Source organism: Stenotrophomonas sp. 05N37, assembly GCF_056397365.1.
On the sequence record NZ_JBFTNG010000001.1, the window covers coordinates 350342 to 376173 of the forward strand.

Below are 25832 nucleotides of genomic sequence, written 5' to 3' on the forward strand. Positions count from 1 at the left end.
ATCGTCATCGGCGTGCTGTTCTTCTTCGGGCTGCTCGGGCTGATGGTGTACGGGGTGATGAAATCCGGCGCGCCGGACCGCGATGTACTGCCCTCGGCGCTGATCGGCAAGCCGGCCCCGGCATTCACGCTGCCGGTGCTGCACGACCCGACCCTCAAGGTGAGCAGCACCGAACTGCGCGGCGCGCCCTACGTGCTCAACGTGTGGGGCAGCTGGTGCGCGGCGTGCCGTGAGGAGCACCCGATCCTGACCCGCTTCGCCGAGACCAAGCGCGTGCGGGTGATCGGCTACAACTGGAAGGACGAACCGGCCGATGCGCTGCGCTGGCTGGAACAACTGGGCAATCCGTTCGTGCTGGTGCTCACCGACATCGAAGGCCGCACCGCCATCGACTGGGGCGTAACCGCCGCGCCGGAGACTTTCCTGGTCGATGCCAGCGGCGTGGTGCGCTGGAAATACAGCGGTGCCCTCAGCCAGCGGGTGATCGACACCCAGCTGATCCCCGAACTGGAGAAGGTGGAGCGCGCCAATGCCAACGCCCAAAACCGCCTTCCCGCCGCGCCCTGACCTGCACGGCTGGCTGCGCGGCGGGCTGCTGCTCGCCGCGTTGCTGCTGCTGCCTTGGGCGGCACTGGCCCAGGCCGTCTCCGACCCCACCCCGTTGCACTACCGCAGCGCCGCCGAAGAGGCGCGCTTCCATGCGCTGGCCGCCGAGCTGCGCTGCGTGCAGTGCCAGAACCAGTCGCTGGCCGATTCCAACGCGCAGATCGCCCACGACCTGCGCCGCGAAGTGCTCGCACTGATGCAGCAGGGCCGCGACGACGCCCAGATCAAGCAGTTCCTGGTCGAGCGCTACGGCGACTTCGTGCTGTATCGCCCCGCCATGGATGCACGCAACAGCGTGCTCTGGTTCGGCCCCGTCGTGCTGCTGGTGGCCGGTGCCGGCGTGCTGGTGTGGGAGGTGCGTCGCCGCAGCCGCCAGCTGCAACCGATGGACGACAACGAGGCGCGCTGGTGAGCGGGTCCTGGTTGCCAACGGCCGCGGCACTGGCGGCAGGTGCGGTCGGGCTGGCGGTGCTGTGGCCGCTGCGCGCCAGCAGCCGGCGCGCGCCCTTCATCGCACTGGTGGTGGCACTCGGCCTGGCCGGCTACGGAGTGTATTCCCTGGTGGGCACGCCCCAGGCTGCCACGCAGGCGCCGGACACGGGCGAACCGGCCACCTTGGCGGCCGGCGTGGCGCAGTTGCAGCAGGCCTTGGCGCGCGACCCGCAGCGCGCCGATGGCTGGGCGTTGCTCGGCCGCTCGCAGCAGGCACTGGGCAACCTGGCCGAGGCCAACGCGGCCTATGCCCGGGCGGTGCAGTTGGCCCCCGACGAACCGGAGGTCCTGGTGGAAGCGGCGCAGGCGCGTGCCCAGGCCGACCCGACGAGGACGTTCGACGACACCGCGCTGCAATGGCTGCGCCACGCCCAACAGCTCGCCCCCGACGGCGAACGTGCCGGCTGGCTGATCGGCATCGCGCTGCGCCAGCGCGGCCAGGATGCCGAGGCTGCCGCGACGTGGGAGGCATTGCTGCCCAGGCTTGCGCCGGGCGCGGCCAAGGCCCTGCGCGCGCAGATTGCGGTTGCCCGCGACAAGGCCGGCCTGCCGGCCGCCGCGCAGGCCGCCAGCGCGTCGCCTTCGCTGGCCGTCACGGTGAGCCTGGCGCCCGCCTTCGCCGCACGGCTGCAGGTGCTTGCCGACGCCCGGGTGTTCGTCATCGCCCGCGTGCCGGGCGGCCCGCCGATGCCGGTGGCCGTGCAGAAGCACGCGCTGGCCGAGCTGCCGCTGCAGGTCACGCTGGACGATGCCGACAGCCCCATGCCGACCCAGCCGCTCTCTGCGCATCCGGAGGTGGAGGTGTTTGCGCGCCTGTCCGCATCCGGCCAGGCCAATCGCCAGGACGGCGATGTCGATTCCCCGATCGTCCGCGTTCGCCTGCCGCATGCCGGGCCGGTGCGGTTGGTGATTGGCGGGCCATGAGCGGCGCTGCGATGCTGCGTGCCGCCAGCGGTGCGGCGCGTGGCACGGACCCGGCTAAAATGGCCGCATGACTGAATTCATCCCCCCCGGTACCCGCTACCACGCCCTGCCTTCGCCGTTCCCGTTCAAGCGCGGTGGCCAACTGATCGGCGCGCATGTGGCGTTTGAAACCTGGGGCACGCTGGATGCCGATGCGGGCAACGCAATCCTGATCGTCACCGGCCTGTCGCCGGACGCGCACGCTGCCGCCAACGCGGACAACCCCGCGGCTGGCTGGTGGGAAGGCATGCTCGGCCCGGGCAAGGCGATCGATACCGAGCGCTGGTTCGTGGTCTGCGTGAACTCGCTGGGCAGCTGCAAGGGCTCCACCGGCCCGGCCACGATCGATCCGGCCACCGGCCAGCTGTACCGCCTCGGTTTCCCCGAGTTGTCCATTGAAGACGGCGCGCGTGCGGCGGTGGAGGTGGTGCGCGCGCTGGGCATCCACCAGCTGGCCTGCGTCATCGGCAACTCGATGGGCGGCATGACCGCGCTGGCGCTGTTGCTGCTGCACCCGGGCATCGCCCGCAGCCACATCAATATCTCCGGCAGTGCGCAGGCCCTGCCCTTCTCCATCGCGATCCGCTCCCTGCAGCGCGAGGCGATCCGCCTGGACCCCAAGTGGGATGCCGGCCGCTACGACGACGCCAGCTACCCCGAATCGGGCATGCGCATGGCGCGTAAGCTTGGCGTGATCACCTACCGGTCCGCGCTGGAATGGGACGGCCGCTTCGGCCGCGTGCGGCTGGATTCGGACCAGGCCGACGATGACCCGTTTGGGCTGGAATTCCAGGTGGAAAGCTACCTGGAAGGCCACGCGCGTCGGTTCGTGCGCTTTTTCGACCCCAACTGCTACCTGTACCTGAGCCGCTCGATGGACTGGTTCGACCTGGCCGAATACGCCGACGGCGATGTCCTGGCCGGGCTGGCCAGGATCAAGGTCGACAAAGCGCTGGCGATCGGCGCCAACACCGACATCCTGTTCCCGGTGCAGCAGCAGCAACAGATTGCCGACGGCCTGCGTGCCGGGGGCGCCGATGCGCGCTTCATCGGCCTGGATTCGCCGCAGGGCCATGATGCGTTCCTGGTCGACTTCGCGCGGTTCGGGCCTGCGGTCGGCGAGTTCCTTTCCACCCTCTAAGGACAGACATGCGACTGCAGGGAAAGCTCAGTGAGTGGGACGACGCACGCGGCTTCGGCTTCGTGCAGCCCAATGGCGGCGGCGAGCGCTGTTTCGTGCATATCCGCGCATTTGCCGCGCGCGATCGGCGCCCGGCACTCGGCGATGTCATCACCTATGTGGCCGAGCGCGATGCGCAAGGGCGGCCGAACGCGGCCCAGGTGCGCTTCGCGCTGCAGCGGGGTGGCGCACGCACCCGCCCTTCGGCCGAACGGACGGGGCGCGACATCCTCCCTCGCAAGGCCATCGCACTGCTCTTCCTTGCCTGCCTGGGTGCGCTGACGGCGTGGATGCACTGGCCGACATGGTTGCCGGCCGCCTACCTGGGCGCCAGCGTCGTCACGTTCCTGGCCTACTCGCACGACAAATCCGCCGCGCAGGCCGACCGCCGCCGCACCCCCGAAAAGACCCTGCAGCTGCTCGCACTCCTCGGCGGCTGGCCAGGCGCCCTGCTTGCCCAGTCGCTGCTGCGCCACAAGAACCGCAAGGCCTCCTTCCAGCAGATGTTCTGGCTGATAGTGGTGATCAACCTGGTCGGGCTGGCCTGGCTCCTGCACGACATCGCTGCATGACATCGCCGCCGGATCACTCCGGCAGCGAACCGGCCACTACGAGGACGCGACCTCCCGTGACCGAGCACCTCAATATCGCGCACACTCGATGCTTCATTCAGAAGCGACCCCGCAAACTGACGTGTCTCGACTGCTTGCGGTCGATACGAAATCCGTCACTTTGTTACTCACCAGCAGATCGTTGCCGACTCGGCGATGCTACAGCCGGTCACCCCGCCGTGCCCCTTGCGTTTTACGGCAATGTCGAGACCTTGGAGGGGCCACAGGTCGACGGTGCGGTAATCGTTGAGTTCGCCAGTCGGGAAGACGCCAGGGCGGCCTACGACGATCCGCTCTATCAAGCGGCGTTGAAGCATCGGCGTAAAGGCGCGGAGTATCGCGTCTTCATCGTGGATGGGGTTACAGCGTAGAAATACCGGCTGTGCAGCTTTCACGCCGCGCGCAACGCCGGGCAACTCCAACGAAAGCATTCCAAAAAGCTAATGACTACTTAACTACCACCTAATTCAGCCTTAATCCGGGCCGGCCAGCATACTCGCCATGTCCTGGATCCCCACCTCTCTCGCTGTCACGTTCCCATCGATCCTGCCGCAGTCGCAGGTGGTGGGCCCGCAAGACCCAAGCCGCAGCGAGGTGGAGCAGTTCATCGCCCACGTATACCGCGAACGCTACGGTGCCACCCTACACGCGTTTCTGCCCCATCTGCTTGCGTTCCGGGATGGCCAGGGGCACCTGGTGGCGGCGGTCGGCATGCGCGTGGGCAGCGAAGGCCCGTTGTTTGTCGAGCAATATCTCGATGAACCGGTGCAGGCCATCCTCTCGCATTGGGAAATCGCCAACGTGGGCCGCGACCGCATCGCTGAGATCGGCAACTTTGCCGCCACCACCCCCGGCGTAGCCCGTGAGCTGATTGTCCGGTTGACCGAGATGCTGCATGCCGCACGCGTGCGCTGGGTGCTGTTCGCCGCCACCCAACAGCTACGCAACACCCTCGACCGACTGCATCTGGTGACGGTGGAACTTGGCGAAGCAAGCCCAGAGCGACTCACCGGCGATGCATCCCAATGGGGCAGCTACTACCAGGCCCGGCCGAAGGTGGTCTGCGGGAATGTCGCCGCCGGACGTGCGTTCTTGCATCAAGCACGAAAAAACGATGCGCGCGCCAAGACGGATCCTGATTCGTCTCTGCAAGCCATGGTGGGGGCGCAATGAACGCGCTGACCTCTCCCCTGATCGCCGGTCTCGGCGGGCGCAAGGCACGCGTGCTCACTTCCAGCGCGGAAATTGGCGATGAGCAGATCCGGCAACGCGCATTGCGATTGGCTAGTCGGCTGGACCTGCAAGGCATCGACCGCGTCGCAAGCCAGCTGGACAACGGTATTCACTGGCTGGTCTTGGATCTTGCCGTGCGCGAGCTTGGCGGCGTGCATGTGCCGCTGCCGACGTTTTTCTCTCCCGAGCAGATCGCTCATGCCATGGAGTCCAGCGGCGCCCAATGCGTGGTCACCGCCGGCGGTGCGCCTGCGCCAACAGGCAGCACGGGCGCACTGGGGACCCTGGATGGCGGAATGCTGGTCCAGTGGCGGACCTGTCCGACGACGTCGGTCGACCTTCCCACTGGCACCGCATGCGTGACCTACACCTCAGGCACGACCGGCCGCCCCAAGGGCGTGTGCCTGTCGGCCGACACGCTGCTAACGGTCGCCAGTTCACTGGTGCAAGGATCGTCGGCGATTGCGCCACGCCGCCACCTCTGCCTGATGCCGTTGTCCACACTCCTGGAGAACGTTGCCGGGCTGTATGCAACGCTGCTCTCGGACGCGCAGATTGCGCTCCCATCGCTGGCGGAAATCGGCTACACCGGCGCCTCGGGCCTGGACGTACCGACGCTACTGCGATGCCTGCACCGCTATCAGCCGGAGAGCGTCATCCTCGTACCCCAGCTGTTGCTGGCGGTGGTGATGGCCGCCGAAAGCGGTGCCCCCCTGCCCGCCTCGCTGCGCTATATCGCCGTCGGGGGCGGGCGCGTGGGGCCGGGGCTGCTGGCACGGGCTCGGGCGCTGGGTCTGCCGGTGTTTGAAGGCTACGGGTTGACCGAATGTGCCTCCGTGGTCTGCCTCAACCAACCCGGCGCCAGCCTGGATGGCAGTGTCGGCAAAGCGCTTCCGCACGCGCGCATCGCCATTGTCGACGGTGAGATCCAGGTCGAGGGGGCACGCGCCCTGGGCTACCTGGGTGCGGAGCCGCTTCCCGAGGGGCCGATCCGTACCGGTGATCTGGGCCACGTAGACGCGGACGGATTCGTCCACGTCACCGGCCGCCGCAAGAATGTCTTCATCACCGCGTTCGGTCGCAATGTCTCACCCGAATGGGTGGAGAGCGAGCTGCTCTCCCATCCGGACCTGGCCCAGGCGGTGGTATGGGGCGAGGCACAGGCCGACAACGTCGCCGTGCTCGTTCCGCGCCGTGCCGACCTGGACGATGCCGCCCTCGCCCGCGCCGTAGCGGAGGTCAACGCCGGCCTGCCCGACTACGCCCGCGTCTCGCGGATCGTGCGCGCGCCAGCGCCGTTTTCTGCAAGTACCGGCCTGCTCACCGCCAATGGGCGCCCGCGTCGCGACGCCATCCTGTCCCATTTCCAGGCCGAGGTCGATGCGAGCTATCGCCGTCCCGCCTCCGTTCCTTCCACGGGAGTATCCGCATGAGTTTCCATTCCGAACTGCTCGCCCAGACTCAGCAGGAGCGGTCCACCCTGATCTCCGTGCCGATCATCCAGTCCGCGCTGGGCGGCCGGATCGCCCGCGAAGACTACGTCGCGTTTCTCGGGCAGGCCTACCACCATGTCAGGCACACCGTCCCGCTGCTCATGGCATGCGGCGCGCGCCTTCCTGCGCGGCTTGAATGGCTGCGCACGGCCATCGGTGAGTACATCGAAGAAGAGATGGGCCACCAGGAGTGGGTGCTGGACGACCTGGCGGCCTGCGGTGCCGACCGCGCCGAAGCCGCCGCCAGCCTCCCCTCACTGGCCACCGAGCTGATGGTGAGCTACGCCTACGACACCATCCACCGTGGCAACCCGGTCGGCTTCTTCGGCATGGTCTTGGTGCTGGAAGGAACCAGCGTGGCGCTGGCGACCCGTGCGGCCAACACCCTCCAGACCTCGCTTGACCTGCCGCGCAACGCCTTCAGCTACCTGCTGTCCCACGGCGACCTGGACATCGAGCATGTCGGCTTCTTTGAAGGGCTGATGGACCGCCTGGACGATCCGGCGGATCAGCAGGCCGTCATCCATGCCGCCCGACGCTTCTACGTGCTGTATGGCGACATCTTCCGCACGCTTCGCCAGGACGGCGTGCGCTGGGCGGAGGCCGCGTGATGAATCTCGCCGGCAGGACCGTCATCGTCACCGGCGCGAGTGGCGGCATCGGCGTGGCGCTGTGCCACGCGTTGGTCCAGGCGGGCGCCTCGATCATGGCCGTCGGGCGCAACCGCAGCCGGCTCACCACACTTGCCGCCGCGCTACCGGCCGGGCGCGTGCACACCGTGGTCGCCGACCTGTCCACGTCACTGGGCCGCTCGCACCTGATCGCCGCAATCCGACAGGCAAATGTGGCACCGTCGGTACTGGTGCTGGGCCACGCCCAGAGCGCGTTCGGTCTGTTCGAAGACCAGCATCCCGATGAGCTGGAAAACCTGCTGCAGACCAACCTGGTCGGCTCCGCCCTGCTTATCCACGCCCTGTTGCCGGTTTTGCGCCGCCACGAACAGGCCAGCGTGGTTGCCATCGGCTCCACCTTCGGCAGTATCGGTTTTGCCGGCTTCGCCACCTACAGCGCCAGCAAGTTCGGCGTGCGCGGCCTGATGGAAGCGCTCTCCCGTGAACACGACGGCACCGGCCTGAGCTTCCAGTATCTGTCCCCGCGTGCCACGCGCACCGCCTTCAATACGCCTGCCGTCGATGCGCTCAACGCCGAGCTCAAGGTCGGCAGCGATGCGCCGGAGGCCGTGGCCGCTGCGCTTGTCCACGCCATCGTCCAAGGCGATCGGCGCCGCCAGCTCGGCTGGCCGGAAAAGTTGTTCGCACGCATCAACGGCATGTTTCCCGCGCTGGTCGACCGCAGCCTGCGTGCCCAGCTTCCCATCATCAGGCGCCACGCCTCTCAGGCGCAGCCCATCCACGAGGACGCCTCCCATGAAGCAACGTCACGGTAAAACCATGCTTATCCTGCTCATCAGCGCGTTGGTCATGTTGGTCGGCATTGCCTGTGCCGCCGAGCCAGGAACGCCCATGACGGTGGCCCAGCTGCGCGACCGCTGGGCCCAGATCAACTACCAGACCAGTAAAGCGCAACGACAAACCGCGTTCGAGGCCTTGGCCAGCCAGGCAGCGAAGACCCGCCAGACCGAGCCACGTGATGCCGGCGCACTGATCTGGGAGGGTATCGTGCTGTCCAGCCTCGCCGGCGAGAAAGGTGGCATGGGGGCGCTTAGTCTGGTGAAGCAGGCACGTGCGGACTTCGAGGCCGCCCTGAAGATCGATCCCAACGCACTGCAGGGGGCGGCTTACACCAGCCTGGGCGCCCTTTACTACCAAGTGCCGGGGTGGCCATTGGGATTCGGCAATGACGAAACCGCAGCGGCCATGCTCAAGAAGGGCCTGGCCGTGGATCCAAACGGGATCGATGCCAACTACTTCTACGGCGATTTCCTGCGCGACCAGAAGAACTGGCAAGGTGCCCGGGCAGCGCTGGAGAAGGCGATTGCTGCCCCTGCCCGGCCCGGCCGGGAAGTCGCCGATGCCGGCCGGCGTGCCGAAGCGACCGCCAAACTCAACGAGGTCCGGGGCCACCTTGCCAAGTGAACCCGGGACAACGAGACTGCCTGCATGCGCATCCTGCTCGCCGAAGACGACGCATCACTCGGGGAAGGCATCCGGACCGCCCTACGCCGAGCGGCATACGCCGTGGACTGGGTACAGGACGGTGCCTCCGCGCTGACCGCCATCGGCGACGGCGACATCGACTTGGTTGTGCTGGACCTGGGTCTGCCACGAATGGACGGGATCGACGTCATTCGCAAGGTGCGCGCAGCGGGCGGAAACGTGCCCATTTTGGTCCTCAGCGCCCGCGAGCGGGCGTCCGACCGCACCCTTGGGCTGGACGTGGGTGCCGACGACTATCTGGGCAAGCCGTTCGACACCCCCGAGCTGCTTGCCCGGGTGCGCGCCCTGCTCCGCCGTAGCGTAGGCCGTACAAAACCGACGTTGGAAGCGGGTGCGCTGAGCCTGGACCCGGCCCGTCTGACCGCCATCTGGAAAGGGCACACCCTCGACTTGACCCGCAGGGAGTTCGCCCTGCTGAGACTGCTCATGGAACAACAAGGCAGGCCGCTTGGGCGCGAGACCATCCAGCAGCACCTGTATGGCTGGGATGAGGACGTGGCCAGCAATGCCGTCGATGTGCATGTCCACCAACTGCGCAGGAAGCTGGATCCCGGTATCATCCGCACCGTGCGGGGGATCGGCTACGCCTTGGGCGACCCCTCGGACGCTACTGCATGACGTCCATCCGTCGCCGCCTGCTGGTCGTGTTGCTGGGGGTGCTCTCCCTGCTCATGCTCCTGGCGGCCGGTCTGAGTTACCGGGCCGGTCTGCAGGAGGCCGGGGAAATGTTCGACGCTCGGCTGGTGCAGTCCTCGCGGGTGCTGTTGAGCCTGGTGGACGAGCCGCTCAGCGATCTGAGCGCGTTTCCCGGCGACCCCATCGTCCTGCGCGGGTGGCACGGGCGCGCCGACGGCGTTGGCGAGGCATTGGCCTTCAAAGACGGGCACGCCTACGAGAACAAGCTGGCGTTTCAGATATGGGCGCCTGACGGTCGCCTGCTGCTCCGATCAGACAGTGCGCCCACTGCGCCAATGGCGAGCTTATCGCCGGGTTACGCGGATGTAGACATCGACGGGGCGCAGTGGCGAACCTTTACGCTGCGCTCGCCACAGGGTCGATGGTTTCAGTCCGCCGAGCGCTCGGACATCCGCCAGGAGCTGGCCGAGGACATTGCCGTCGGCACACTGCTGCCGCTGCTGTTCGCGCTTCCGGTGATGGCCTTGGTCATCTGGTTGACGGTCGCCTGGGCCACGCGCTCGCTGCGAAAAGTCTCGACGGACATCGGTGAGCGTGACCCCGATCGGATGACGCCCTTGGATGACACGAAGCTCCCGGAAGAGGTCCACGGTCTGGTACGCGCGGTAAACGAGCTTCTGCAGCGCCTTGATCTCGCCTTGGCACGCGAGCGCCGCTTCATCGCCGATGCTGCGCACGAGCTGCGCACGCCGATCAGCGCAGTGAAGGTTCATGCAGACAACGCGCGGCTTGCCACGCTCGATGAAGAACGTCACGAGTCACAGCGGTTGCTTGCCCGAGGGGTCGAACGGGTTGAGCGCTTGGTATCACAGCTGCTGTCCCTGAGCCGAACTGAACGCGGCATCGGAAAGCATGTGTTTCGCAAGCTGAGCCTGGATGCTCTGGTGAGAAGCGAGGTTGAAGAGCTCAGGGCCTTGGCATCGTCGAAGAACCAGGTCATGAACCTCGTTCTCGACAAAGCCGACGTCTTCGGCGACGAGTTCTCGCTGGGCTTGCTGGTGCGTAACCTCGTCGAGAATTCCATCCGGTATACCCCCGAACATGGGGTCGTGGTGGTGTCTACCGAACAGACGGGCGAGCAATGCGCTCTTACGGTGGAAGACTCTGGACCTGGCATTCCCAAGGACCTGCAGGGCCGCGTCTTCGACCGTTTCTACCGGGTGATCGGAAGCGGCGCGGAGGGAAGCGGCTTGGGTTTATCCATTGTCCAGGAGACGTTGGACGCGCACGAGGGCGGGATCACGCTTGGGACGTCCGAATGCCTCAAGGGCTTGAAGGTGACAGTCAAACTGCCATCGGGGGCACATTGACGCGCAGCGGCTCACGATCTTTGTGACCTGTCAGCCAGGCACCGTTGCAACGCCAAATCGCGCGCTCCTCAGCGTTGAGGGCCCTTTCAACACCGGCCCAAGAGCGCAGACGGTTGAAGCGAACCTTTGGCGCGGGCCCTCCGCGCACTGGGCCCCTCCCTGGATCGAGAATAACGCCAGTCAATGGCTGAGGTAGGACATCAACGCGCCCAAGCCACGGCCGCCCGCCAAGCCGCAAAGACCACACACCGAGATCTACGGGCACTGCGCCGGTTGGCCGGGATTCCGGCGGAGAGCCACTCAGCCAGGGCAGTATGCCCCGCCAGACATTCGACCGACCCGAGCCCTGAGGCGCGCGTCAAGACAACCACGGACATGCCTCATTTATACGACACAGGCGCCTCATGAACATGATCCCTTCTTGGCACATCCACACGCGCCAAGCGCTCGGCCAGACCTCGATAGATGGGCACATGGCAGACCAGCCCTGACACCCCCCGAGCCAGGAGCACCGTCGCCAGGATGGGCAGCAACATCCCATTGGTATCGGTGAGCTCCAGAGAAATCACTGCCGACGTCAGCGGAGCTTGGGTCACGCCCGTCAGGTAGGCACACATACCGAGCAGCACGAATGCACGAGGGTCCACGGAGGGCATCACTACCGACAGGTTATGCCCGAGGCCTGCCCCAACCGCGAGCGCTGGTGAAAACAGGCCTCCCGGAATGCCGGCCACATAAGAGGCCAGGTTCGCGAGCAGCTTCATGACCCCGAACTCGTGGCCCACTACTGCGTGGCCTTGCACCAAACTCCGTGCCTGCTCATACCCCGTGCCGAACGCACCGTTTCCGAACGCCGCTGCCAGACCAACGACGACCAGCCCGCAGGCGGCGGCAAGCAGCACCGGGTGGTTACTCCGCAGCCGACCCAGCCAGGTCGGCCTTCCGGACATGCTCAAAAGAACAAGCTTGGCAAACAAGCCGCCCGCCAAGCCTGCAACGGTGCCGCACAGCAAAATGGCGAGCCACGCCTGGCCAAGCGGAAGAAGCGTAGCCACGCGACCGAAGTAGGTGTAGTTGCCAAGGATGCCGAGGGAGACCACACCGCCGACGATGACCGCGGTGAGGAGCGTCCCGGAGAAGCGGTGTTCGAACCGTCCACTGAGTTCCTCAATGGCAAATACGATCCCGGCCAAAGGGGTATTGAACGCTGCGGCGATGCCGGCCGCCCCGCCTGCCAACAGGAAATGCGACAGCTCACGTGGGTCCCGAAAACCAAACCAACGGCCAAAGGCATACATCAGGCTGGCGCCTACATGCACGGTAGGACCCTCGCGCCCCACGGACGCTCCACCCAGCAAGGAAAGCGTGGTCAGCAAGAGCTTGCCGGCCGACACTCTCAGCGAGAGATTGGTAGCGCGAAAGGCATGGTCTTCCGGCTTCTCCAACGCAGCGATAACTTGCGGGATGCCGCTGCCGCGTGTTGGACGCAACACCCCATTGGTGAGCCACGCCAGCAACGCGAAGATGCCGGGGGTCAGCAGCAGGGCCCACCAGAACGAGTGGCCGATGATGCGCTGAAACAACAGGAAGGCAGCATCACTGGCTTTGGCAAAGACGATGGCAACGATCGCTACCGCCACCGCGCCGCCCCACAGGGCCATTCGCCGCTTCCAGCCATCTGCCGACAGGGCTGCCCGCAGCCCGCTTTGTGGGGGATCAGGTAAGGACATGGGCATCATTGTCCTCCTCTCGCATGTGCCGGGATAGTGTCGCGTCCTACCTCAGCGACGACTTTCGGGCGCGCGCCATGACCTGCCGCTACGTCAGAATCACCCTCTACGGCAGCGTAGCGTTCGGCATCTGGAACGTGAACAATGTCCCAGCGGCCTCGTTCGACTGCACACTCAGTGTGCCGCCATGGGACCTCGCAATTTCCGATGCGATGTAAATGCCAAGACCGAGACCCGGTCGCGGGCGCTCGCCCTTTTCGCGCGAAAACGGGCTGAAAATAGTGTCCATGCTGCTGGACGGAATGACGCCGGCGTTGTGCACTTCCAGGATGAACCCATTGTGCGCGCAGTGAACGTTCAACGTGATGGGGGACGAACGTTCGCCATGCTGGGCCGCGTTTGTCAGCAGATTGGCCAGCAGTTGTGACAGCCTGCTGGGGTCGCAGACCACAGTCCCTTCAAGCCGTATCTGAACCTGGATATCCTGGCACCCAGTGGCGATGGCTACCTCGTCCACCACCCGTTTCAGCTCCGCGTCCAGCGTGCTGGTTGCCTGCAGCGAGATGGGAATGCCGCCACCCAGGCGCCCTCTGGCGAAATCAAGCACGTCGTTGATCAGCCCGTCCATCCTGGTCACGCCTGACGCGATGTGCGCGAGCATGCGATGCTGACGCTCGGAATTCGCGTCAATGCCCAGCGAGTCTGCGGCGATGCTGATCGCCTGGAGAGGGCTGCGCAGGTCGTGTCCCAGAACCGCGATGAACTGATCGCGCAAGTCGGCAGCGCGGTGCGCATCGGAGAGCGCACTCTCGGCCTGCAGCAGGCGATCTTCCTTGTCCAGGTAGTTTCCAATCAGCTCGGCAAGCAACTCCATCGACCGCTGGACATGGGCTTCGTCGAAGTTGCCTGGCGCCGAGTCGATGGCGCACAGCGTGCCGAAGAAGGTCCCGTCCGGCCGATGGATCGGAACGGACGCGTAGCTCTCAAGCCCGTAGATCCGGGGCGTGTGATGCGTGGAGTAAAGCGGGTGTGCGCTCGCATTCGCGAATACGACGGAGGTCGCGGACCGCCTGATTTCGTCGCAGATGGTGGTTTCGAGCACCAGTTGGCCACCTGGAACCAGCCCGAAACCCAGGGTGTCGAGTGTGGCGCACGCCGTCCAGGTTGTCTCGGTCACGCGGGCAATAGCGGCGAATCGCGAACCCGTGATGTGAGCTACGGTTTCGAGGATTCGCGGCACCGCCTGGATTCGACCGATCTCAGCGATGTCGTTCAGCAGATCAGGGTCGGTCAGGGTGTCCATGCGTGACAGGTTGGGTCGGTGGCGCATTATCTCATGGGGGGAACCCGTGCGTTGGCAGGTCCGCAGGCGTGCGGGCCAGTCGGGCTGGGCACTCAGGGCCCGGTGGGTGTCCCGACGGAGGCAAGCGAGCCCTTCGTCGATACAGGGCCGTGAGCAAGGCAGCCACTGGGGGGCGACATCCGGTGGAGGATTGAAGGCGGCTCGCTTCGCGTGGCAACCCACGGCTGCTTGCGCACTTCAGCCAGTTGCTGTGACAAGGCCGGTTGTCGACTGCCGGTAGCCGCCTCCGGGCCGCCCACGGCCGACTCACCTCGACACAGCGGACAAAGAAGAACAGACGCAACGGTGTCGCCATGCAGCAGAGCAGCTCGGCGACGCCAGCGGCCCTACCCGTCATTGCGTGGCTAGCGCCGGTCTTCGTACCTGATGCCGTACCCGTTTCCCACGCGGTGGATGCGTGCGAAGCCAAGCTCCCCCAGGTGCATGCCGGCGACCATCAGCCCATCGGCGCTGACAACATCCAGAAGCCGTGAGCGTGTGGCGGCCGCCAGCAGCGGGTCCTGGTCGAATGCGATGGATACCGAGGGGCGGGCTATCTGGATATGCGGAAAATGCACGATATCGCCCCAGATCAACGCGCTTCGCCCTGCCGACTCGATGCGGTAGCCCACGTGCCCTGCGCTATGCCCGGGTAGCGGCAGCATGTGCATGCCCGGCAGCACCTCGCCCTCCCCCGCGACCCGAAGATGGTGGCGATACCGGGCGACGACCTGGCGTGCCAGCAGGAAGTTGCCGCGTGCGCGCGCGTTGCTCCGCGCAAGGTTGGCATCGTCCTCCCAGAAGGCCAACTCGCGTGGGTGGATCAACAGTTCCGCGTTGGCGAAGACCGGCCCGCCCTGCGCGTCGAGCAGGCCGCCGACATGGTCAGGATGGGCATGCGTCAGCAGCACGGCGTCCACCTCGGCAGGCTGCACACCCGCCCGCGCGAGGTTGGCCGTCAGCTGCCCACCCCATCCCTTTACGCCGCCAGCGCCGGCATCGATGAGCATCGTGCGGCCCTGCCCGCGCACCAGATACGCGTTGATGTGGATCGACGCCGGATCGTGCACACCTGCGCGTGCCTGCAGCCGGAGGGCATCGGCCGGGTCGATGTGGGAAAGGAGCTCCAGGCTGGCAGGCAGGTGGCCATCACTGATGGCCTGGATGAAAAAGTCGCCCGTCTGCTGCGCAGGCAGGGCCGGTCCAAGCAGGGGTGTGTTCATGGTCGGTCATCCGTTCCGGGCGTGCAGTGACGCGGGGGTGCAGCCAAAGCAACGGATACGCGCCGCCATCCCTGCATGCTGTTGGATCGCCAGCGCGAGCTGACGCATGAATTCGTCCATGAGCGCTGGCGTTCTCGCCGGCGAAAGACGGTAGGTCAGTTCCGCGGACGCCGGGTAGCCGCGCCCATGACGCACGCTCAGGTACTGGATGTGCACGTTGTCCAGGGCCGCCCCAAGCAGGTCGGTACATAACTGCGTGCATCGTTCGGTGAGCGCCGCCAGATGGGTGTGCGCCGGCATGCGTTGCTCGGTGAAGTAGATCGTCAGCCCGGGCATGTCAGCGCGGCTCCAGTGCACGGGGTGCAGCACCCTGCGGGCTGTTCAGCTGCCCGGTCAGGGGCACATAGGCGTGCACGCCCTCGGGCAGGGTATCCACGCCCGGCGCTCCCGCCTGCGCAACCGATGCCAGCCAGAGTCGTGCAGGCGTGCGGTCCAGGGCAACGGCATGCAGCGCCTGCGAGGTGATCCCCATCGCCGTCAGCGGGCCCGGCCCCGCATGGCTCACCAGCAGATACCCGCCCGACTCGATGGCCGGCGCCCGGGCGGGGCTGTCGTACAGAGTGCGGCGCCACTGGGTGATGTGCCGCTGCCAGCGCGCGAAATTGCCGCCGCCCTTCCGGGCGTATTCCTCGCCCAGCAGGACCTCAAGGCCGTCGATCGTATGCAGGGCGAGGTAAGCGGGGCAGCCGGGACCGGATGCCCTGAAGCGTTGCGAGGTGTGGAAGCCGCGCACGGAAATGAGTGCGGGCAGTTTCTGCAGGCTGTAGAAGTGGTTCCACTCCGCCTCACTGGCAGGATCGGCAAAGGTGCATTCGACGGCGTAGATCATGGACGTGCTCTCCTGGCCCGGGCCCAGCGCCCGGCCCTCATTGATGTTCCATCATGCTAGGCCTGCCTTTTCAGGCGCAAAAGCGATAAATCGGTATGCTTCCGTGACACAACGTCACGCTGGACGCCCTTCATGCGCAGAAAAATCCCCAGCAGCGCCGCCCTGACCGCCTTCGAAGCGGCTGCCCGCCATGGCAGCTTCGCGCGGGCCGCGGAAGAGCTTTCGCTGACCGAAGGCGCCATCAGCCGCCAGATCGGCAGGCTGGAGTCGTTCCTGGGGGTCGCGCTGTTCGAACGCATCGGCAATCGTGTCCGCCTGCTGCCCAATGGCGCGCGCTACGCCGGCCAGGTCCGTGAGCTGCTGGACCGGCTGGACCGGGACAGCCAATACCTGATGGGCCAGCCGGAGAACGCCGCGAGCCTGGACATCGCCGTTACACCGACGTTCGCGATGCGCTGGCTCATCCCCCGCCTGGCCAGTTTTGGCCGACTGCATCCCAACATCACCGTGCATCTGTCCGAGCGCACCGAACCGTTTGCGCTGGCAGGAAGCGGGGTCGATGCCGCCGTGCACTTCGAGCATCCAGCGTGGGCGGGCATGCGGACCTATCCGCTGCTGCAGGAAGTGCTTTTGCCGGTTTGCCACCCATCGCTGCTCGGCGGGCGCAAGCGCTTGCCCGCATTGGACACGCTGCCGCGTCTGCACAGGCGGCACAGCCCTGACGCCTGGCAGCGCTACGCCGAGGAAACAGGCGTGCTCCTCACCAATCCCGCGGTAGGCGCGCGCTACGACCTGCACGCGATGCTGATCGAGGCGGCGCTGGCCGGGTTGGGCGTTGCCCTGGTGCCGCGCCTGTACGTGGAGGCGGAGCTGGAACAGGGGCGCCTGGTCGCGCCATGGGCCCACCCCACGCGCGTATCAAAGACCTTCTGTCTGGTACTGCCCGAGCCAATCGGCCTGACCGCCGGCCCGGTGCAGGTGTTTGCGCACTGGCTGCTGGACGTGGCGGGCAAGCCGGGCGCCGACCGGGAGGCCTGAGCGGCCCTGCAGCGCGTGGCCTGCAGCCCAGGGAGAGCGCGGCGGTGCGCTCGGCCAACCAGCTCTCAATGGCGTCCGGAGCGCTCCCGCTTTCCATCCTCGTGCTGCGCCGTCGCGCGGCTCTGCGCGAACTCCGGGAAGGTCTCTGCCATCGACGCGTTGTCCGGCAGAACGTAGAACACACCACCGCGCTCGAACGTGGACCGCACGACGCGCTCGTAGAACTCCGAGGACACGTTGATGCAGCCATGGGTGACGCGGTTGTCATCCGGCGTGGGCGACGCGAGGCGTTCGGCGCGCTTCTCTGCCGGCGTGCCGGGCGGCGTCGGGTGGATGGACACGGCGGAATCGTAGTCCACCCACAGCACGCGGCCGGCATCGATGGAGGGGCCATAGCCGCCGACGAAACGACCAGCCGGTGTAGTGCGATCGCGCCCCGGAATCTCGCGCAGCGCGAGGCCGGCAACGCCCGGGGCGGAGTGGTCGCCGGTAGCCGAGCCGAACAGCGCGGGTGCTGCGCCGCGAAGCTTGCCATCACCACCAAACACCAGGATCTGTGCAGCGGCCTTGTCCATGACCGCGAACGGGTAGCCCTGGCTGTCCTTGCTGGCCACTACCCAACCGGCCAGTTCGATCACGGTATCGGACACGTCCTGGCCCTGCGGAAGCTCATCGACGGCGGCCACAGGTTGCGTGGCGTTGTCTGCCGCGCTGGCCGCACCGACGCTGGTCAATGCCAGCGCCAGGGCCAGCGCAGCATGGCGTGCAATGTAAGAGTGCGTACGGATGGGAAGGGTCCTCGGAATGAAGCGCGTGCGGCTCACGGGGACCAGTGGCCAGAAGCGGCCACCGGTCCCCGATTCAAGCGTTTCTCACAGGTGGTGCAGGAGCGATCAACCGCGCGGCTTGCGTCGAGGGGCCTGTTCGAGCTGCTGGACGCGGCCTTCGATCTGATCCAGACGCTGGTTGGCCTGTTGGGCGGACTGATTGGCGGACTCGGCGCTCTGGGCGGCGCCCTGCACCTTCACATCGAGCTGGTCGAGGCGTGAGTTGATCGTTGCAAATTCGTCTTTGTAGGTGGCGCAGGAGCTGAGTCCGACGGCGACGACAATCGCCACACCGAAACTACGAGCCATCGTCAAATGCTGCTTGTTAAGGGACATTGCACACCCTCCTTTCGTCTGGGGTCTCCGGAATATAGCCGGCTTTTCGCCCGAGTCAGGAAACGCTTTCAGCTACAGTTGGAGGAAGTAGAGGGGGCGTGAAGGACGCGAAATCCGCCGTGACGGAGCCTGAATACGCGGGTGCTGCGCGACCCGCCGCGAACGTCCATTGCGGCTGATTTCGGCCAGATGGGTCGCTGGCGGTGACCCTGCCAGACTGCCTCGTCTGTCACTCTCTTCGATCCCCACCTGCGCGCTGATCCGGGCCACCCATGAAACACCCACGCGCTTCAGCCATCCAGACAGATACGGCGCACGGACCGACGTCGCCGGGTCTGTTCGCCGCGTTGCGGGATCTGCTGCTCCCGTACAAGGATCATCTTGTCGTCGTGCACGACGACGACGCGCACTTCTACGCCAACGGCATGCACGCCGCCGCCAACGGCAAGGCGCAGTTCTTTGCCGCGGTGAAGATGTCCGGCAGGAGGTGTGCCTTCCACTTCATGCCCGTCTACGACTTCCCCGAGCTGCTGGTGGAGATCAGCCCGCTTCTGAAGAAACTCATGCACGGAAAATCCTGCTTCAACATGACGGTCAATGACCCGGTCCTGCTGGACGAACTGCGGTTGCTCGTCGCACAGGGCGTGCATCGCTACATGGCGGCCGGCAAGCTCTGAGTGCGCAGGCGCGCGCTACGGCGGGCGACGTGGACGCACCTGCCCTCCCCTGACCCATCAGGAGCGCACCGTGCTGCGTTATTGGATCAAGGCATTGAACGCAGCCATGCTGCCGCTGCCTCGATGGCGTCCTGATCGCTGGGCACAGGCTGCTCGGGCTGTATGCCATGTGGGTAGGCCACACCCGAGCGATCGAGCATCATCGCCCTGGTCAGCCGCAGGGCGCCGCCATCCGGGAGCGGATAGCCGCGGTTGGCAGTGGCAAGACCCGCGGTCGGCTGCCCGAAGAAGCGGGTGCCCGGACGGGCCCTGAACGACACGGCCACCGCCTCGCCGGAGCTCCCCGTCTTCGGCCCCACCAGCACTGCCACACGATGGTGGGCCATGTCGCCTCCGCACGCCTTGGGCGCGCGGGCGCGCCACGATGTCGCCACCCCGTTGCGATCGCGGAATGCACCGACCTCGCCATCGCCCAGCAGCGCGTGCACGCCGCTGAGCATGGGCCACATGTTGCCGCCGGTGTTCTGGCGAAGATCGAGGATCCAGCCCTTGGTGGACGCTGGGGCCAGCCGCGCGATCTGCTCGCATAGTCCGGTCGCGAAGGCTTCACCGGCGGCTGCATCGGTCCCGCGCAGGCCGGGCACCAGTACGTAGCCGAGGTCCTGCATCGGCCTCACCTCGATGGCCCGCGTCGCCACGGCTCGCTGGCGGTATGCCAAGGCTTCGTTGGGAGACTGGAGGAAGCTGTGGCGATCTGCCAGCGCGTCCAGGACCTTGCGTATCCTGCCGTACGCCTCCTGGGCGGGACGTTGTTTCAGCTCCGGCGTCAGCTGCGCCTGCTGCACGGTCGGCCAGTCAACCTTGTCGGCGTTCAAGGCGTTGGCGCGAATCGTGGCAAGGGCATACGCGACCACGTCATAGGCCGATACGCCGCCCGACGGCGCATCCTGCGCCGTCAGCGTGAGATGCTCGACTGCGACACGCCCGGGGCTGTTCAGGGTGGCCCCCAGCTTGAGATGGGTCGTTCCCGAAGGGATATAGAGCCGCAGTTCCCTCGCCTGTGCGCCGTCAGCCAGATGCACCGGCTCGCCCCCCGAACTCGCGAAGGCCAAGCGCCCTGTCGGGCCATCCGCACGGATCCAGAGCGTGGCGATGCCGTTGCCATCGGTTACCTGCACGCTGCCGGCCAGGCGCGCCTCCCGCCCCTGGAACGGACCGGCGTCCAGCGAGGTGATGGCGCCGACGAATGCCTTATCACCGGTGGATTCGGCCGACAGGGTGATGGCGCCGCCGCGCGTTTCCAGGATGTCGCCCGCACCGCGGGTGACCGAGAGTGGGCTGGTGCCCGTCCAGACGGTGTCCGCTGACGCGCCACTGCTGAGCAGTGCAAGAAGGAGAAACATCGCGGTGCGGGGCATGGGCAACGTCCTTGTCCGGGTTGAAAAACCATCCTTGGTTCACCTGTACGGCCGTCGACATCCCGACATCCGCAGGGGAGCGGGTCTTTCGGATCACGACGATTCCGAGGATGTCACTCGGTGCCAGGCAGCGTGGAATGTACCGTCTGCGCATGCGTGCTTCAACTGCGACTGCCACGCAGAAAAATCGGCATCGGGATCGAGCGCGTGCATCAGTAGCGAGGATGTTCGGAACAGCACGCCCTCCTGCGTGTCGCAACGATCGAATGCAGCGTCGCGCAGCCGCGCACGATCGACGCGGCTGTCGAACTCGGGGCCAGGATAGTTGGCCCATGGCCGGCCAACCCTCCCCTACCCGAGCCGCCCCTCGCGCAGCCGATAGCTGCGATGCACGATGCCCTCGGGCAATACGTCGTGGCTGATCATCAACAGACTGCGCCCACCCAGCGCCGCCACCATGTCATGCAGCAATGCATGCGCGGTATCCACGTCCAGGCCGTCGGTGGGCTCGTCCAGCAGCAGGATCGGCGAGCCACGCAGCAGCGCGCGCGCCAGCGCCAACCGCCGGGCCTGGCCGGCGGACATGGTCGCGCCATTCTCGCCGACCCAGGCGTGCAGTCCCCCCAACTGGTCGGCCCAGGCCTCCAGGCGCACGTCGGTTAGCACCTGCCACAGCTGCGCGTCGCTGGCCTGCGGGTCGCCCAGGCGCAGGTTGTCGGCGATGCTGCCGGCAAACACCGGCGCATTCTGCGGCAGCCAGGCGATCTGGCGATGCCACTCGGCCTGGCTGAACTGGCGGATGTCGACGCCGCCGTAGCGGACGTAGCCCGAGGCCGGGTCCCACAGCCGCAACAGCAGCGAGGACAGCGTGGTCTTGCCGCTGCCACTGTCGCCGCGGATGGCGATGCGCTCGCCCGGGCGCAGCTGCAGCTGCACCTCATCCAGGACCCGGCGTGCCTGCCCCGGCCACTGGAAGGTGACGTGTTCGACGCTGAGCAAGGCCGCCTCCGCAGGCAGCGGTACCGGATCGCGTGGCTCGGCCACGCCGGGGGCCTGCTCGACGATCTGCTCCAGCCGCACCGCCGCCACCCGGCCGGACAGCCACGACTGCCAGGCCAGGCCGATGCCCGCCCACAGCTCCAGCAACGCCACGGTGAGGAACACCAGCGCGGCCGCCATGGCCGCATCGATGGCGCCGCGCTGGAAGCCAAGCAACGCCACCCACACCATCGCCAGTAGCCCGGCCGCCGCGCACAGACCATGCAGTGCATTGCCGCCGATCAGCCGCCAGCGACGGCGACGGTCGCGCGATTTCAACTGTTTGGCGGCCACCAGCACGCGCTGGTTCCAGTGCTCGCGCGCCTGCAGCGCGGTGAGGTCGGCTGCACCTTCCAACCCTTCGAACGCCTGCGCGCGCAGCTGCGCACGATGCCATGCGCGGTCGCGTTCCTCGCCACCCGCGCCGCGCACTGTCAGCCACGGCACGCCGATGCCGATCAGCAGCGCCAACACCGCCAGCAGCAGCGCGGCCGGCGGATGGATCAGCGCGGCCGAGACCACCGCCACCAGCGAAATGCCGCCCAACGCCAGCAGCGGGCCGATCGCACGGACCAGCAGGCCATCCACTTCGCCGATGTCCGACATCAGCCGTGCCAGCAGCTCCCCGGTGCGCACGCCGGCCAGCCGCGCCGGTGCCAGCGGCAGCGCGCGACGGAAGAACCACACGCGCAGGTCGCGTGCGATGCGCAGGGTGACATCGTGGCCGACCAGCTTCTCGAAATAGCGCGAGGCGATCCGCGCCATGGTCAGGCCGCGGATGCCCGCCGATGGGGAGAAGAAGTTGAACCCACTGCCGAGCCCGGCCGCGCCGGCCAGCGCCGCTGCGGTGAGGAAGCCGCCGGACAAGCCGAGCAGCGCGGTGCCGGCCAGCATGGTGATCCACAGCAGCAGCACGGTCAGCAGCAGGCGGCCGCGATGGCGGGCGAAGACGCCGCGCAGGGAATCGGTGCGCGGGGTGTGGATGCGCGGGGTGCTCATGGCGAGGCCTCCGTGGCCAGTGCCGTGCCGCCGGCGGTGAGGGTCAGGCGGGTATCGGCCCAGCGCATCGCGACCTCGCTGTGGGTGGCGATGACCACTGCACGGCCGCGTGCGAAGGCGGCCAGGGTGCGCAGCAGGTCGGCCTCGGTGTCCGGGTCGAGGAACGCGGTGGGCTCGTCGAGCAGCAGCAGCTGCGGGTCGCGCAGCAGCAACCGCGCCAGCCCGATCCGCCGTGCTTCGCCGCCGGACAGGCCGACGCCGCGCTCACCGATCACCGTGTCCAGCCCGTCGGGCAGCGCCTCGGCAAAGCGCATCACCTGCGCGGCCTCGGCCACCGCACGCAGGTGCGCATCGGTGGCCCCCGGGTCGGCCAGGCGCAGGTTGTCGGCGATGCTGCCGTGGAACAGATACGGGCGCTGGCCCGCATACCCCACGTCCATGCCCGGGCGCAGCACGATGCTGCCCGACTGCGGCGGCAGCCAGCCGGCCAGCGCCTCCAGCAGCGTGCTCTTGCCGCTGCCACTGGGGCCGACCAGCGCCAGGCGCTGGCCGGGCTCGATCTGGAAAGACAGCCTCTGGATCACATCGTGCCGTGCTCCCACCGGGCGCAGCACCAGGTCGCGCACCTGCACCGGCGGCGCGTGCTGTTCCAGCAGCTCCGGTGCGCGCGGCACCGCCGCTGGTGCGTCGACGGCGGCCTCGGCGGCGGGCAGTTCGCCAAGCAGGCGCTCAACCTCGGCCGCAGCGGCCAGCGCGTTGGCACGATCGTGGTAGTGCGCGGCCAGGCGCCGCAGCGGCGCGTAGAACTCCGGGGCCAACAGCAGGCAGAACATCCCCACGCCCAGCGTGGGCACCTGCGCATGCAGCGACATCAGCCCCAGGTAGCTCAGCCCGAAGTACAGCGCGACCATCGCCACGCTGATCGAGGCGAAAAACTCCAGCACCGTGGAGGAGAGGAATGCGATCCGCAGCACTTTCATGGTGCGCTCGCGCACGCCTTCGGCGGCGGCGGCCACGCCATCCAGCTCGGCCTCGCCCCGGCCATACAGGCGCAGCAGGCCCAGGCCCTTGATGCGGTCGGCGAAGTGCCCGCTCATCCGCGCCAGCTCACCCAGCTGGGCACGCCCGGCCGCTTCGGCGCCCCAGCCGACCAGCATCATGAAGAACGGCACCAGCGGCGCGGTGAACACCAGGATCAGCGCCACCACCCAGTCGGTCCAGGCCACGGCCAGCACGATCAGCAGGGGCACCACCACCACTTCGATGCGGACCGGCTGGTAGCCGGCGTAATAATTCTCGACTGCATCGGCATGGGTGAGCATCAGCTCGCCCAGCTCACCGGTGCGCTGCTGGCGCAGCCACAGCGGGCCGCGCGCCAGCAGCCGCCGGTAGACCCGCTCGCGCAGCGCCAGCCGCGCGGTGTCGGCCACCTCGCCCGCCGCCGCCTGGGTGGCACTGCCCAGCAGCGCGCGGATGACCAGCACCGCCAGCAGCGCGACCAGCACCGGCACCGCGCTGGCCAAGGGGCGATGCTGCACCAGCACGGCCTGGATCAACCAGGCGATTGCCGCCGCCTGCCCGATCAACAGCCCACCGGACAGGCAGATGCACAGCGCGGCCAGGCGCTGGCGGCTGCGCGCGGCGACCGCCAGGCTGCCCAGCCAGTGCAGGCGCTGGCGGCGCAGGGCGGCGGTATCGGCAGGGCTCGCGTCAGGGGGTATGCTCAAGACAGCTCACAGAGGGACACAGGGAGGTTCCGGTCGATTGTAGTGGGTGCCGGGATGGCCCCCGTGCGGCAAGCGGTCGCAGGCTGCGCCGATCGCATACGATTCCCTCGTGGAACCGTTTGTACATTGATCTGAATCAAGGCTGTTTGAAGTTGCTGGTCACAGAATTCACTCCGTAGACCCCTTCCCGCCACCTGAAACGGCAAAACCCAACGAGGTAGCCAGGCCATGATTGATCAGACAGTCGTAGAACTGTCACGGCTGCAATTCGCCCTGACCGCGATGTACCACTTCCTATTCGTCCCGCTCACGCTTGGCCTGTCCTTCCTGGTGGCCATCATGGAGAGCGTGTACGTCATGACCCGCAAACAGGTCTGGCGGCAGATGACCCTGTTCTGGGGCACGCTGTTCGGCATCAACTTCGCCATCGGCGTGGCCACCGGCCTGGTGATGGAATTCCAGTTCGGCATGAACTGGTCGTACTACAGCCATTACGTCGGCGACATCTTCGGTGCGCCGCTGGCGATCGAAGGGCTGATGGCGTTCTTCCTGGAAGCCACCTTCATCGGCCTGTTCTTCTTCGGCTGGAAGCGCCTGAGCGCGGTCAAGCACCTCACCGTGACCTGGCTGATGGCGCTGGGCACCAACCTGTCGGCGGTGTGGATCCTGATCGCCAACGGCTGGATGCAGAACCCGACCGGTGCGGTGTTCAACCCGGAAACGATGCGCATGGAAGTGGTCGACTTCGCCGCGGTGCTGTTCAACCCGGTGGCGCAGGCCAAGTTCGTGCACACCGTCAGTGCCGGCTACGTGACCGGCGCGATCTTCGTGATGTCCATCAGTGCGCTGTACCTGCTGCGCAACAAGTACAAGGACATGGCCCGCCGCTCGTTCGCGGTGGCCGCCGCGTTCGGCCTGCTGTCGTCGCTGTCGGTGGTGGTGCTGGGTGACGAGAGCGGGTATGCCGCCAGCGAACACCAGAAGATGAAGCTGGCCGCCATCGAGGCGATGTGGGAAACCGAGCGTGCCCCGGCCGACTTCACCGCCTTCGGCATCCCCAACCAGAGCACCCACGCCAATGATTACGCGATCAAGATCCCGTACCTGATGGGGCTGATCGCCACCCGTTCGCTGGACCAGCCGATCCCCGGCATCCTGGAACTGGTGGGCCGCGCCGAGAACCGCATCCGCGGCGGCCAGCTCGCCTACGGTGCGCTGGAGCGCGTGCGCAAGGACAAGAACGACCTCGAAGCGCGTGAGATGTTCGACCGCCACTGGCAGGATCTTGGCCATGGGCTGCTGCTCAAGCGGTACCGCGAGGACATCCTCAACGCCACGCCGGAAGAAATCTCCAAGGCGGCGATGGATACCGTGCCGCGCGTTGCCCCGCTGTTCTGGACCTTCCGCATCATGGCGGGCCTGGGCTTTTACCTGATCGCATTCTTCGCGGTGGCCTTCTACTTCTCCTGCCGGAACAGCTTCCAGGACAAGCGCTGGTTCCTGAAGCTGGCCGTGTGGTCGCTGCCGGCACCGTGGATCGCGATCGAGTGCGGCTGGTTCGTGGCCGAGTACGGTCGCCAGCCGTGGGCGGTGGACGGCGTGCTGCCCACCTTCTATGCCGCATCGGGCCTGGCACTGCATGAAATCCTGACCACGCTGGCGGTGTTCACCGCGCTGTACACGGTGCTGCTGGTGATCGAGGTCAAGCTGATGCTGAAGGCGATCCGCAAGGGCCCCGACGACATCCTGCCCACCCTGCAGGCCGACATCCGCCCCGTTACCCCCATTGCCGCCGCCCCCGGCCAAGCCTGAGGCAGGAGAATCCAG

Annotated in this window: 26 protein-coding genes and 1 pseudogene; 16 read left to right on the forward strand and 11 right to left on the reverse strand. The window is 66.9% G+C overall.

Annotation, left to right across the window (positions count from 1 at the left end; all coding sequences use genetic code 11):
* Positions 1–42: 42 nt before the first annotated feature.
* The 13 genes from AC1DGC_RS01600 to AC1DGC_RS01660 all read left to right on the forward strand — a co-directional run bounded on the left by AC1DGC_RS01600 (position 43) and on the right by AC1DGC_RS01660 (position 10761).
* A complete protein-coding gene (locus AC1DGC_RS01600) occupies positions 43–567 on the forward strand; it encodes a DsbE family thiol:disulfide interchange protein (RefSeq protein ID WP_394162692.1) in 525 nt (174 codons plus the stop codon).
* Positions 530–1018 carry a cytochrome c-type biogenesis protein gene (locus tag AC1DGC_RS01605; protein ID WP_478047080.1) on the forward strand — a complete coding sequence of 163 codons (489 nt, stop codon included), beginning with the start codon at positions 530–532 and terminating at the stop codon, positions 1016–1018. The genes AC1DGC_RS01600 and AC1DGC_RS01605 overlap by 38 nt, the downstream gene beginning before the upstream one ends.
* Positions 1015–2022: a tetratricopeptide repeat protein gene (locus tag AC1DGC_RS01610; RefSeq protein WP_478047081.1), complete on the forward strand. Its 1008-nt coding sequence runs from the start codon at positions 1015–1017 to the stop codon at positions 2020–2022. Before AC1DGC_RS01605 ends, AC1DGC_RS01610 begins: the two co-directional genes overlap by 4 nt.
* Positions 2023–2089: 67 nt before the next feature.
* A complete protein-coding gene (gene metX / locus AC1DGC_RS01615; protein ID WP_394162534.1) occupies positions 2090–3202 on the forward strand; it encodes a homoserine O-acetyltransferase MetX in 1113 nt (370 codons plus the stop codon).
* Positions 3203–3210: 8 nt separating this feature from the next.
* The gene (locus AC1DGC_RS01620) at positions 3211–3813 is read left to right on the forward strand and encodes a cold shock and DUF1294 domain-containing protein (protein WP_259203393.1); all 603 of its coding nucleotides are present in this window, start codon (positions 3211–3213) and stop codon (positions 3811–3813) included.
* On the forward strand, positions 3810–4223 hold the full coding sequence (locus tag AC1DGC_RS01625) for a DUF1330 domain-containing protein (RefSeq protein WP_394162531.1): 414 nt from the start codon (positions 3810–3812) through the stop codon (positions 4221–4223). The genes AC1DGC_RS01620 and AC1DGC_RS01625 overlap by 4 nt, the downstream gene beginning before the upstream one ends.
* Before the next feature lie 130 nt (positions 4224–4353).
* The gene (locus tag AC1DGC_RS01630) at positions 4354–5025 is read left to right on the forward strand and encodes a thermostable hemolysin (RefSeq protein WP_478047082.1); all 672 of its coding nucleotides are present in this window, start codon (positions 4354–4356) and stop codon (positions 5023–5025) included.
* Positions 5022–6518, forward strand: a complete 1497-nt coding sequence (locus AC1DGC_RS01635; RefSeq protein ID WP_478047083.1) for an AMP-binding protein — start codon at positions 5022–5024, stop codon at positions 6516–6518. Before AC1DGC_RS01630 ends, AC1DGC_RS01635 begins: the two co-directional genes overlap by 4 nt.
* Positions 6515–7189 (forward strand): iron-containing redox enzyme family protein, encoded by a 675-nt coding sequence (locus AC1DGC_RS01640; RefSeq protein ID WP_259203400.1) that lies wholly within the window; start codon positions 6515–6517, stop codon positions 7187–7189. Before AC1DGC_RS01635 ends, AC1DGC_RS01640 begins: the two co-directional genes overlap by 4 nt.
* Positions 7189–8025, forward strand: coding sequence for an SDR family oxidoreductase (locus tag AC1DGC_RS01645; RefSeq protein WP_259203549.1), 837 nt, complete (start codon positions 7189–7191; stop codon positions 8023–8025). The genes AC1DGC_RS01640 and AC1DGC_RS01645 overlap by 1 nt, the downstream gene beginning before the upstream one ends.
* Complete coding sequence (locus AC1DGC_RS01650) at positions 8006–8674, forward strand: hypothetical protein (protein WP_478047084.1); 669 nt, start codon at positions 8006–8008, stop codon at positions 8672–8674. Before AC1DGC_RS01645 ends, AC1DGC_RS01650 begins: the two co-directional genes overlap by 20 nt.
* A 24-nt stretch (positions 8675–8698) precedes the next feature.
* Entirely contained in the window at positions 8699–9373 is a 675-nt protein-coding gene (locus AC1DGC_RS01655) for a response regulator transcription factor (RefSeq protein WP_159496790.1), read from the forward strand.
* Between the two features lie 17 nt (positions 9374–9390).
* A complete protein-coding gene (locus tag AC1DGC_RS01660) occupies positions 9391–10761 on the forward strand; it encodes an ATP-binding protein (protein ID WP_478047467.1) in 1371 nt (456 codons plus the stop codon).
* Between the two features lie 380 nt (positions 10762–11141).
* On the opposite strand, the gene AC1DGC_RS01665 is transcribed toward AC1DGC_RS01660, so the two are convergent.
* The 6 genes and pseudogenes from AC1DGC_RS01665 to AC1DGC_RS01690 form a co-directional block, all read right to left on the reverse strand.
* On the reverse strand, positions 11142–12491 hold the full coding sequence (locus AC1DGC_RS01665) for a chloride channel protein (RefSeq protein WP_478047085.1): 1350 nt from the start codon (positions 12489–12491) through the stop codon (positions 11142–11144).
* 106 nt (positions 12492–12597) lie between these two features.
* Positions 12598–13794, reverse strand: a complete 1197-nt coding sequence (locus AC1DGC_RS01670; protein ID WP_478047086.1) for a sensor histidine kinase — start codon at positions 13792–13794, stop codon at positions 12598–12600.
* Between the two features lie 31 nt (positions 13795–13825).
* A pseudogene (locus AC1DGC_RS01675) lies at positions 13826–14191 on the reverse strand (transcriptional regulator).
* 7 nt (positions 14192–14198) lie between these two features.
* On the reverse strand, positions 14199–15056 hold the full coding sequence (locus AC1DGC_RS01680; RefSeq protein WP_478047087.1) for an MBL fold metallo-hydrolase: 858 nt from the start codon (positions 15054–15056) through the stop codon (positions 14199–14201).
* Between the two features lie 6 nt (positions 15057–15062).
* Positions 15063–15392: a hypothetical protein gene (locus tag AC1DGC_RS01685; protein WP_478047088.1), complete on the reverse strand. Its 330-nt coding sequence runs from the start codon at positions 15390–15392 to the stop codon at positions 15063–15065.
* Between the two features lies 1 nt (position 15393).
* Positions 15394–15945: a hypothetical protein gene (locus AC1DGC_RS01690; RefSeq protein WP_478047089.1), complete on the reverse strand. Its 552-nt coding sequence runs from the start codon at positions 15943–15945 to the stop codon at positions 15394–15396.
* 132 nt (positions 15946–16077) lie between these two features.
* Here AC1DGC_RS01690 and AC1DGC_RS01695 point away from each other — a divergent pair, with 132 nt between their 5' ends.
* Positions 16078–16983 carry a LysR substrate-binding domain-containing protein gene (locus AC1DGC_RS01695; protein WP_478047090.1) on the forward strand — a complete coding sequence of 302 codons (906 nt, stop codon included), beginning with the start codon at positions 16078–16080 and terminating at the stop codon, positions 16981–16983.
* Between the two features lie 65 nt (positions 16984–17048).
* On the opposite strand, the gene AC1DGC_RS01700 is transcribed toward AC1DGC_RS01695, so the two are convergent.
* A complete protein-coding gene (locus tag AC1DGC_RS01700) occupies positions 17049–17729 on the reverse strand; it encodes a L,D-transpeptidase family protein (protein WP_394162686.1) in 681 nt (226 codons plus the stop codon).
* Positions 17730–17876: 147 nt separating this feature from the next.
* Complete coding sequence (locus tag AC1DGC_RS01705) at positions 17877–18146, reverse strand: hypothetical protein (RefSeq protein WP_259203414.1); 270 nt, start codon at positions 18144–18146, stop codon at positions 17877–17879.
* Between the two features lie 272 nt (positions 18147–18418).
* Here AC1DGC_RS01705 and AC1DGC_RS01710 point away from each other — a divergent pair, with 272 nt between their 5' ends.
* On the forward strand, positions 18419–18823 hold the full coding sequence (locus AC1DGC_RS01710) for a hypothetical protein (protein WP_478047091.1): 405 nt from the start codon (positions 18419–18421) through the stop codon (positions 18821–18823).
* Positions 18824–18909: 86 nt separating this feature from the next.
* On the opposite strand, the gene AC1DGC_RS01715 is transcribed toward AC1DGC_RS01710, so the two are convergent.
* From AC1DGC_RS01715 to cydD, 3 genes are all read right to left on the reverse strand, one after another.
* Complete coding sequence (locus tag AC1DGC_RS01715) at positions 18910–20241, reverse strand: S41 family peptidase (RefSeq protein ID WP_478047092.1); 1332 nt, start codon at positions 20239–20241, stop codon at positions 18910–18912.
* A gap of 351 nt (positions 20242–20592) precedes the next feature.
* Positions 20593–22278 (reverse strand): thiol reductant ABC exporter subunit CydC, encoded by a 1686-nt coding sequence (cydC, locus tag AC1DGC_RS01720; protein WP_449335917.1) that lies wholly within the window; start codon positions 22276–22278, stop codon positions 20593–20595.
* Positions 22275–24005 carry a thiol reductant ABC exporter subunit CydD gene (gene cydD, locus AC1DGC_RS01725; RefSeq protein ID WP_478047093.1) on the reverse strand — a complete coding sequence of 577 codons (1731 nt, stop codon included), beginning with the start codon at positions 24003–24005 and terminating at the stop codon, positions 22275–22277. Before cydD ends, cydC begins: the two co-directional genes overlap by 4 nt.
* A gap of 228 nt (positions 24006–24233) precedes the next feature.
* Between cydD and AC1DGC_RS01730 the strand changes: the two genes are divergently transcribed.
* Positions 24234–25817, forward strand: a complete 1584-nt coding sequence (locus tag AC1DGC_RS01730; RefSeq protein WP_259203425.1) for a cytochrome ubiquinol oxidase subunit I — start codon at positions 24234–24236, stop codon at positions 25815–25817.
* Positions 25818–25832: the final 15 nt, after the last annotated feature.

Bases quoted from the DNA above. Each gene is read 5' to 3' on its own strand.
- AC1DGC_RS01705 (WP_259203414.1), bottom strand. From the start codon at position 18,146: ATGTCCCTTAACAAGCAGCATTTGACGATGGCTCGTAGTTTCGGTGTG.
- AC1DGC_RS01650 (WP_478047084.1), top strand. From the start codon at position 8,006: ATGAAGCAACGTCACGGTAAAACCATGCTTATCCTGCTCATCAGCGCG.
- AC1DGC_RS01625 (WP_394162531.1), top strand. From the start codon at position 3,810: ATGACATCGCCGCCGGATCACTCCGGCAGCGAACCGGCCACTACGAGG.
- AC1DGC_RS01695 (WP_478047090.1), top strand. From the start codon at position 16,078: ATGCGCAGAAAAATCCCCAGCAGCGCCGCCCTGACCGCCTTCGAAGCG.
- AC1DGC_RS01635 (WP_478047083.1), top strand. From the start codon at position 5,022: ATGAACGCGCTGACCTCTCCCCTGATCGCCGGTCTCGGCGGGCGCAAG.
- metX (WP_394162534.1), top strand. From the start codon at position 2,090: ATGACTGAATTCATCCCCCCCGGTACCCGCTACCACGCCCTGCCTTCG.
- AC1DGC_RS01620 (WP_259203393.1), top strand. From the start codon at position 3,211: ATGCGACTGCAGGGAAAGCTCAGTGAGTGGGACGACGCACGCGGCTTC.
- AC1DGC_RS01600 (WP_394162692.1), top strand. From the start codon at position 43: ATGGTGTACGGGGTGATGAAATCCGGCGCGCCGGACCGCGATGTACTG.
- AC1DGC_RS01640 (WP_259203400.1), top strand. From the start codon at position 6,515: ATGAGTTTCCATTCCGAACTGCTCGCCCAGACTCAGCAGGAGCGGTCC.
- cydC (WP_449335917.1), bottom strand. From the start codon at position 22,278: ATGAGCACCCCGCGCATCCACACCCCGCGCACCGATTCCCTGCGCGGC.
- AC1DGC_RS01670 (WP_478047086.1), bottom strand. From the start codon at position 13,794: ATGGACACCCTGACCGACCCTGATCTGCTGAACGACATCGCTGAGATC.
- AC1DGC_RS01655 (WP_159496790.1), top strand. From the start codon at position 8,699: ATGCGCATCCTGCTCGCCGAAGACGACGCATCACTCGGGGAAGGCATC.
- AC1DGC_RS01685 (WP_478047088.1), bottom strand. From the start codon at position 15,392: ATGCCCGGGCTGACGATCTACTTCACCGAGCAACGCATGCCGGCGCAC.
- AC1DGC_RS01730 (WP_259203425.1), top strand. From the start codon at position 24,234: ATGATTGATCAGACAGTCGTAGAACTGTCACGGCTGCAATTCGCCCTG.
- AC1DGC_RS01715 (WP_478047092.1), bottom strand. From the start codon at position 20,241: ATGCCCCGCACCGCGATGTTTCTCCTTCTTGCACTGCTCAGCAGTGGC.
- AC1DGC_RS01680 (WP_478047087.1), bottom strand. From the start codon at position 15,056: ATGAACACACCCCTGCTTGGACCGGCCCTGCCTGCGCAGCAGACGGGC.
- AC1DGC_RS01665 (WP_478047085.1), bottom strand. From the start codon at position 12,491: ATGTCCTTACCTGATCCCCCACAAAGCGGGCTGCGGGCAGCCCTGTCG.
- AC1DGC_RS01630 (WP_478047082.1), top strand. From the start codon at position 4,354: ATGTCCTGGATCCCCACCTCTCTCGCTGTCACGTTCCCATCGATCCTG.
- AC1DGC_RS01605 (WP_478047080.1), top strand. From the start codon at position 530: ATGCCAACGCCCAAAACCGCCTTCCCGCCGCGCCCTGACCTGCACGGC.
- AC1DGC_RS01690 (WP_478047089.1), bottom strand. From the start codon at position 15,945: ATGATCTACGCCGTCGAATGCACCTTTGCCGATCCTGCCAGTGAGGCG.
- AC1DGC_RS01645 (WP_259203549.1), top strand. From the start codon at position 7,189: ATGAATCTCGCCGGCAGGACCGTCATCGTCACCGGCGCGAGTGGCGGC.
- AC1DGC_RS01710 (WP_478047091.1), top strand. From the start codon at position 18,419: ATGAAACACCCACGCGCTTCAGCCATCCAGACAGATACGGCGCACGGA.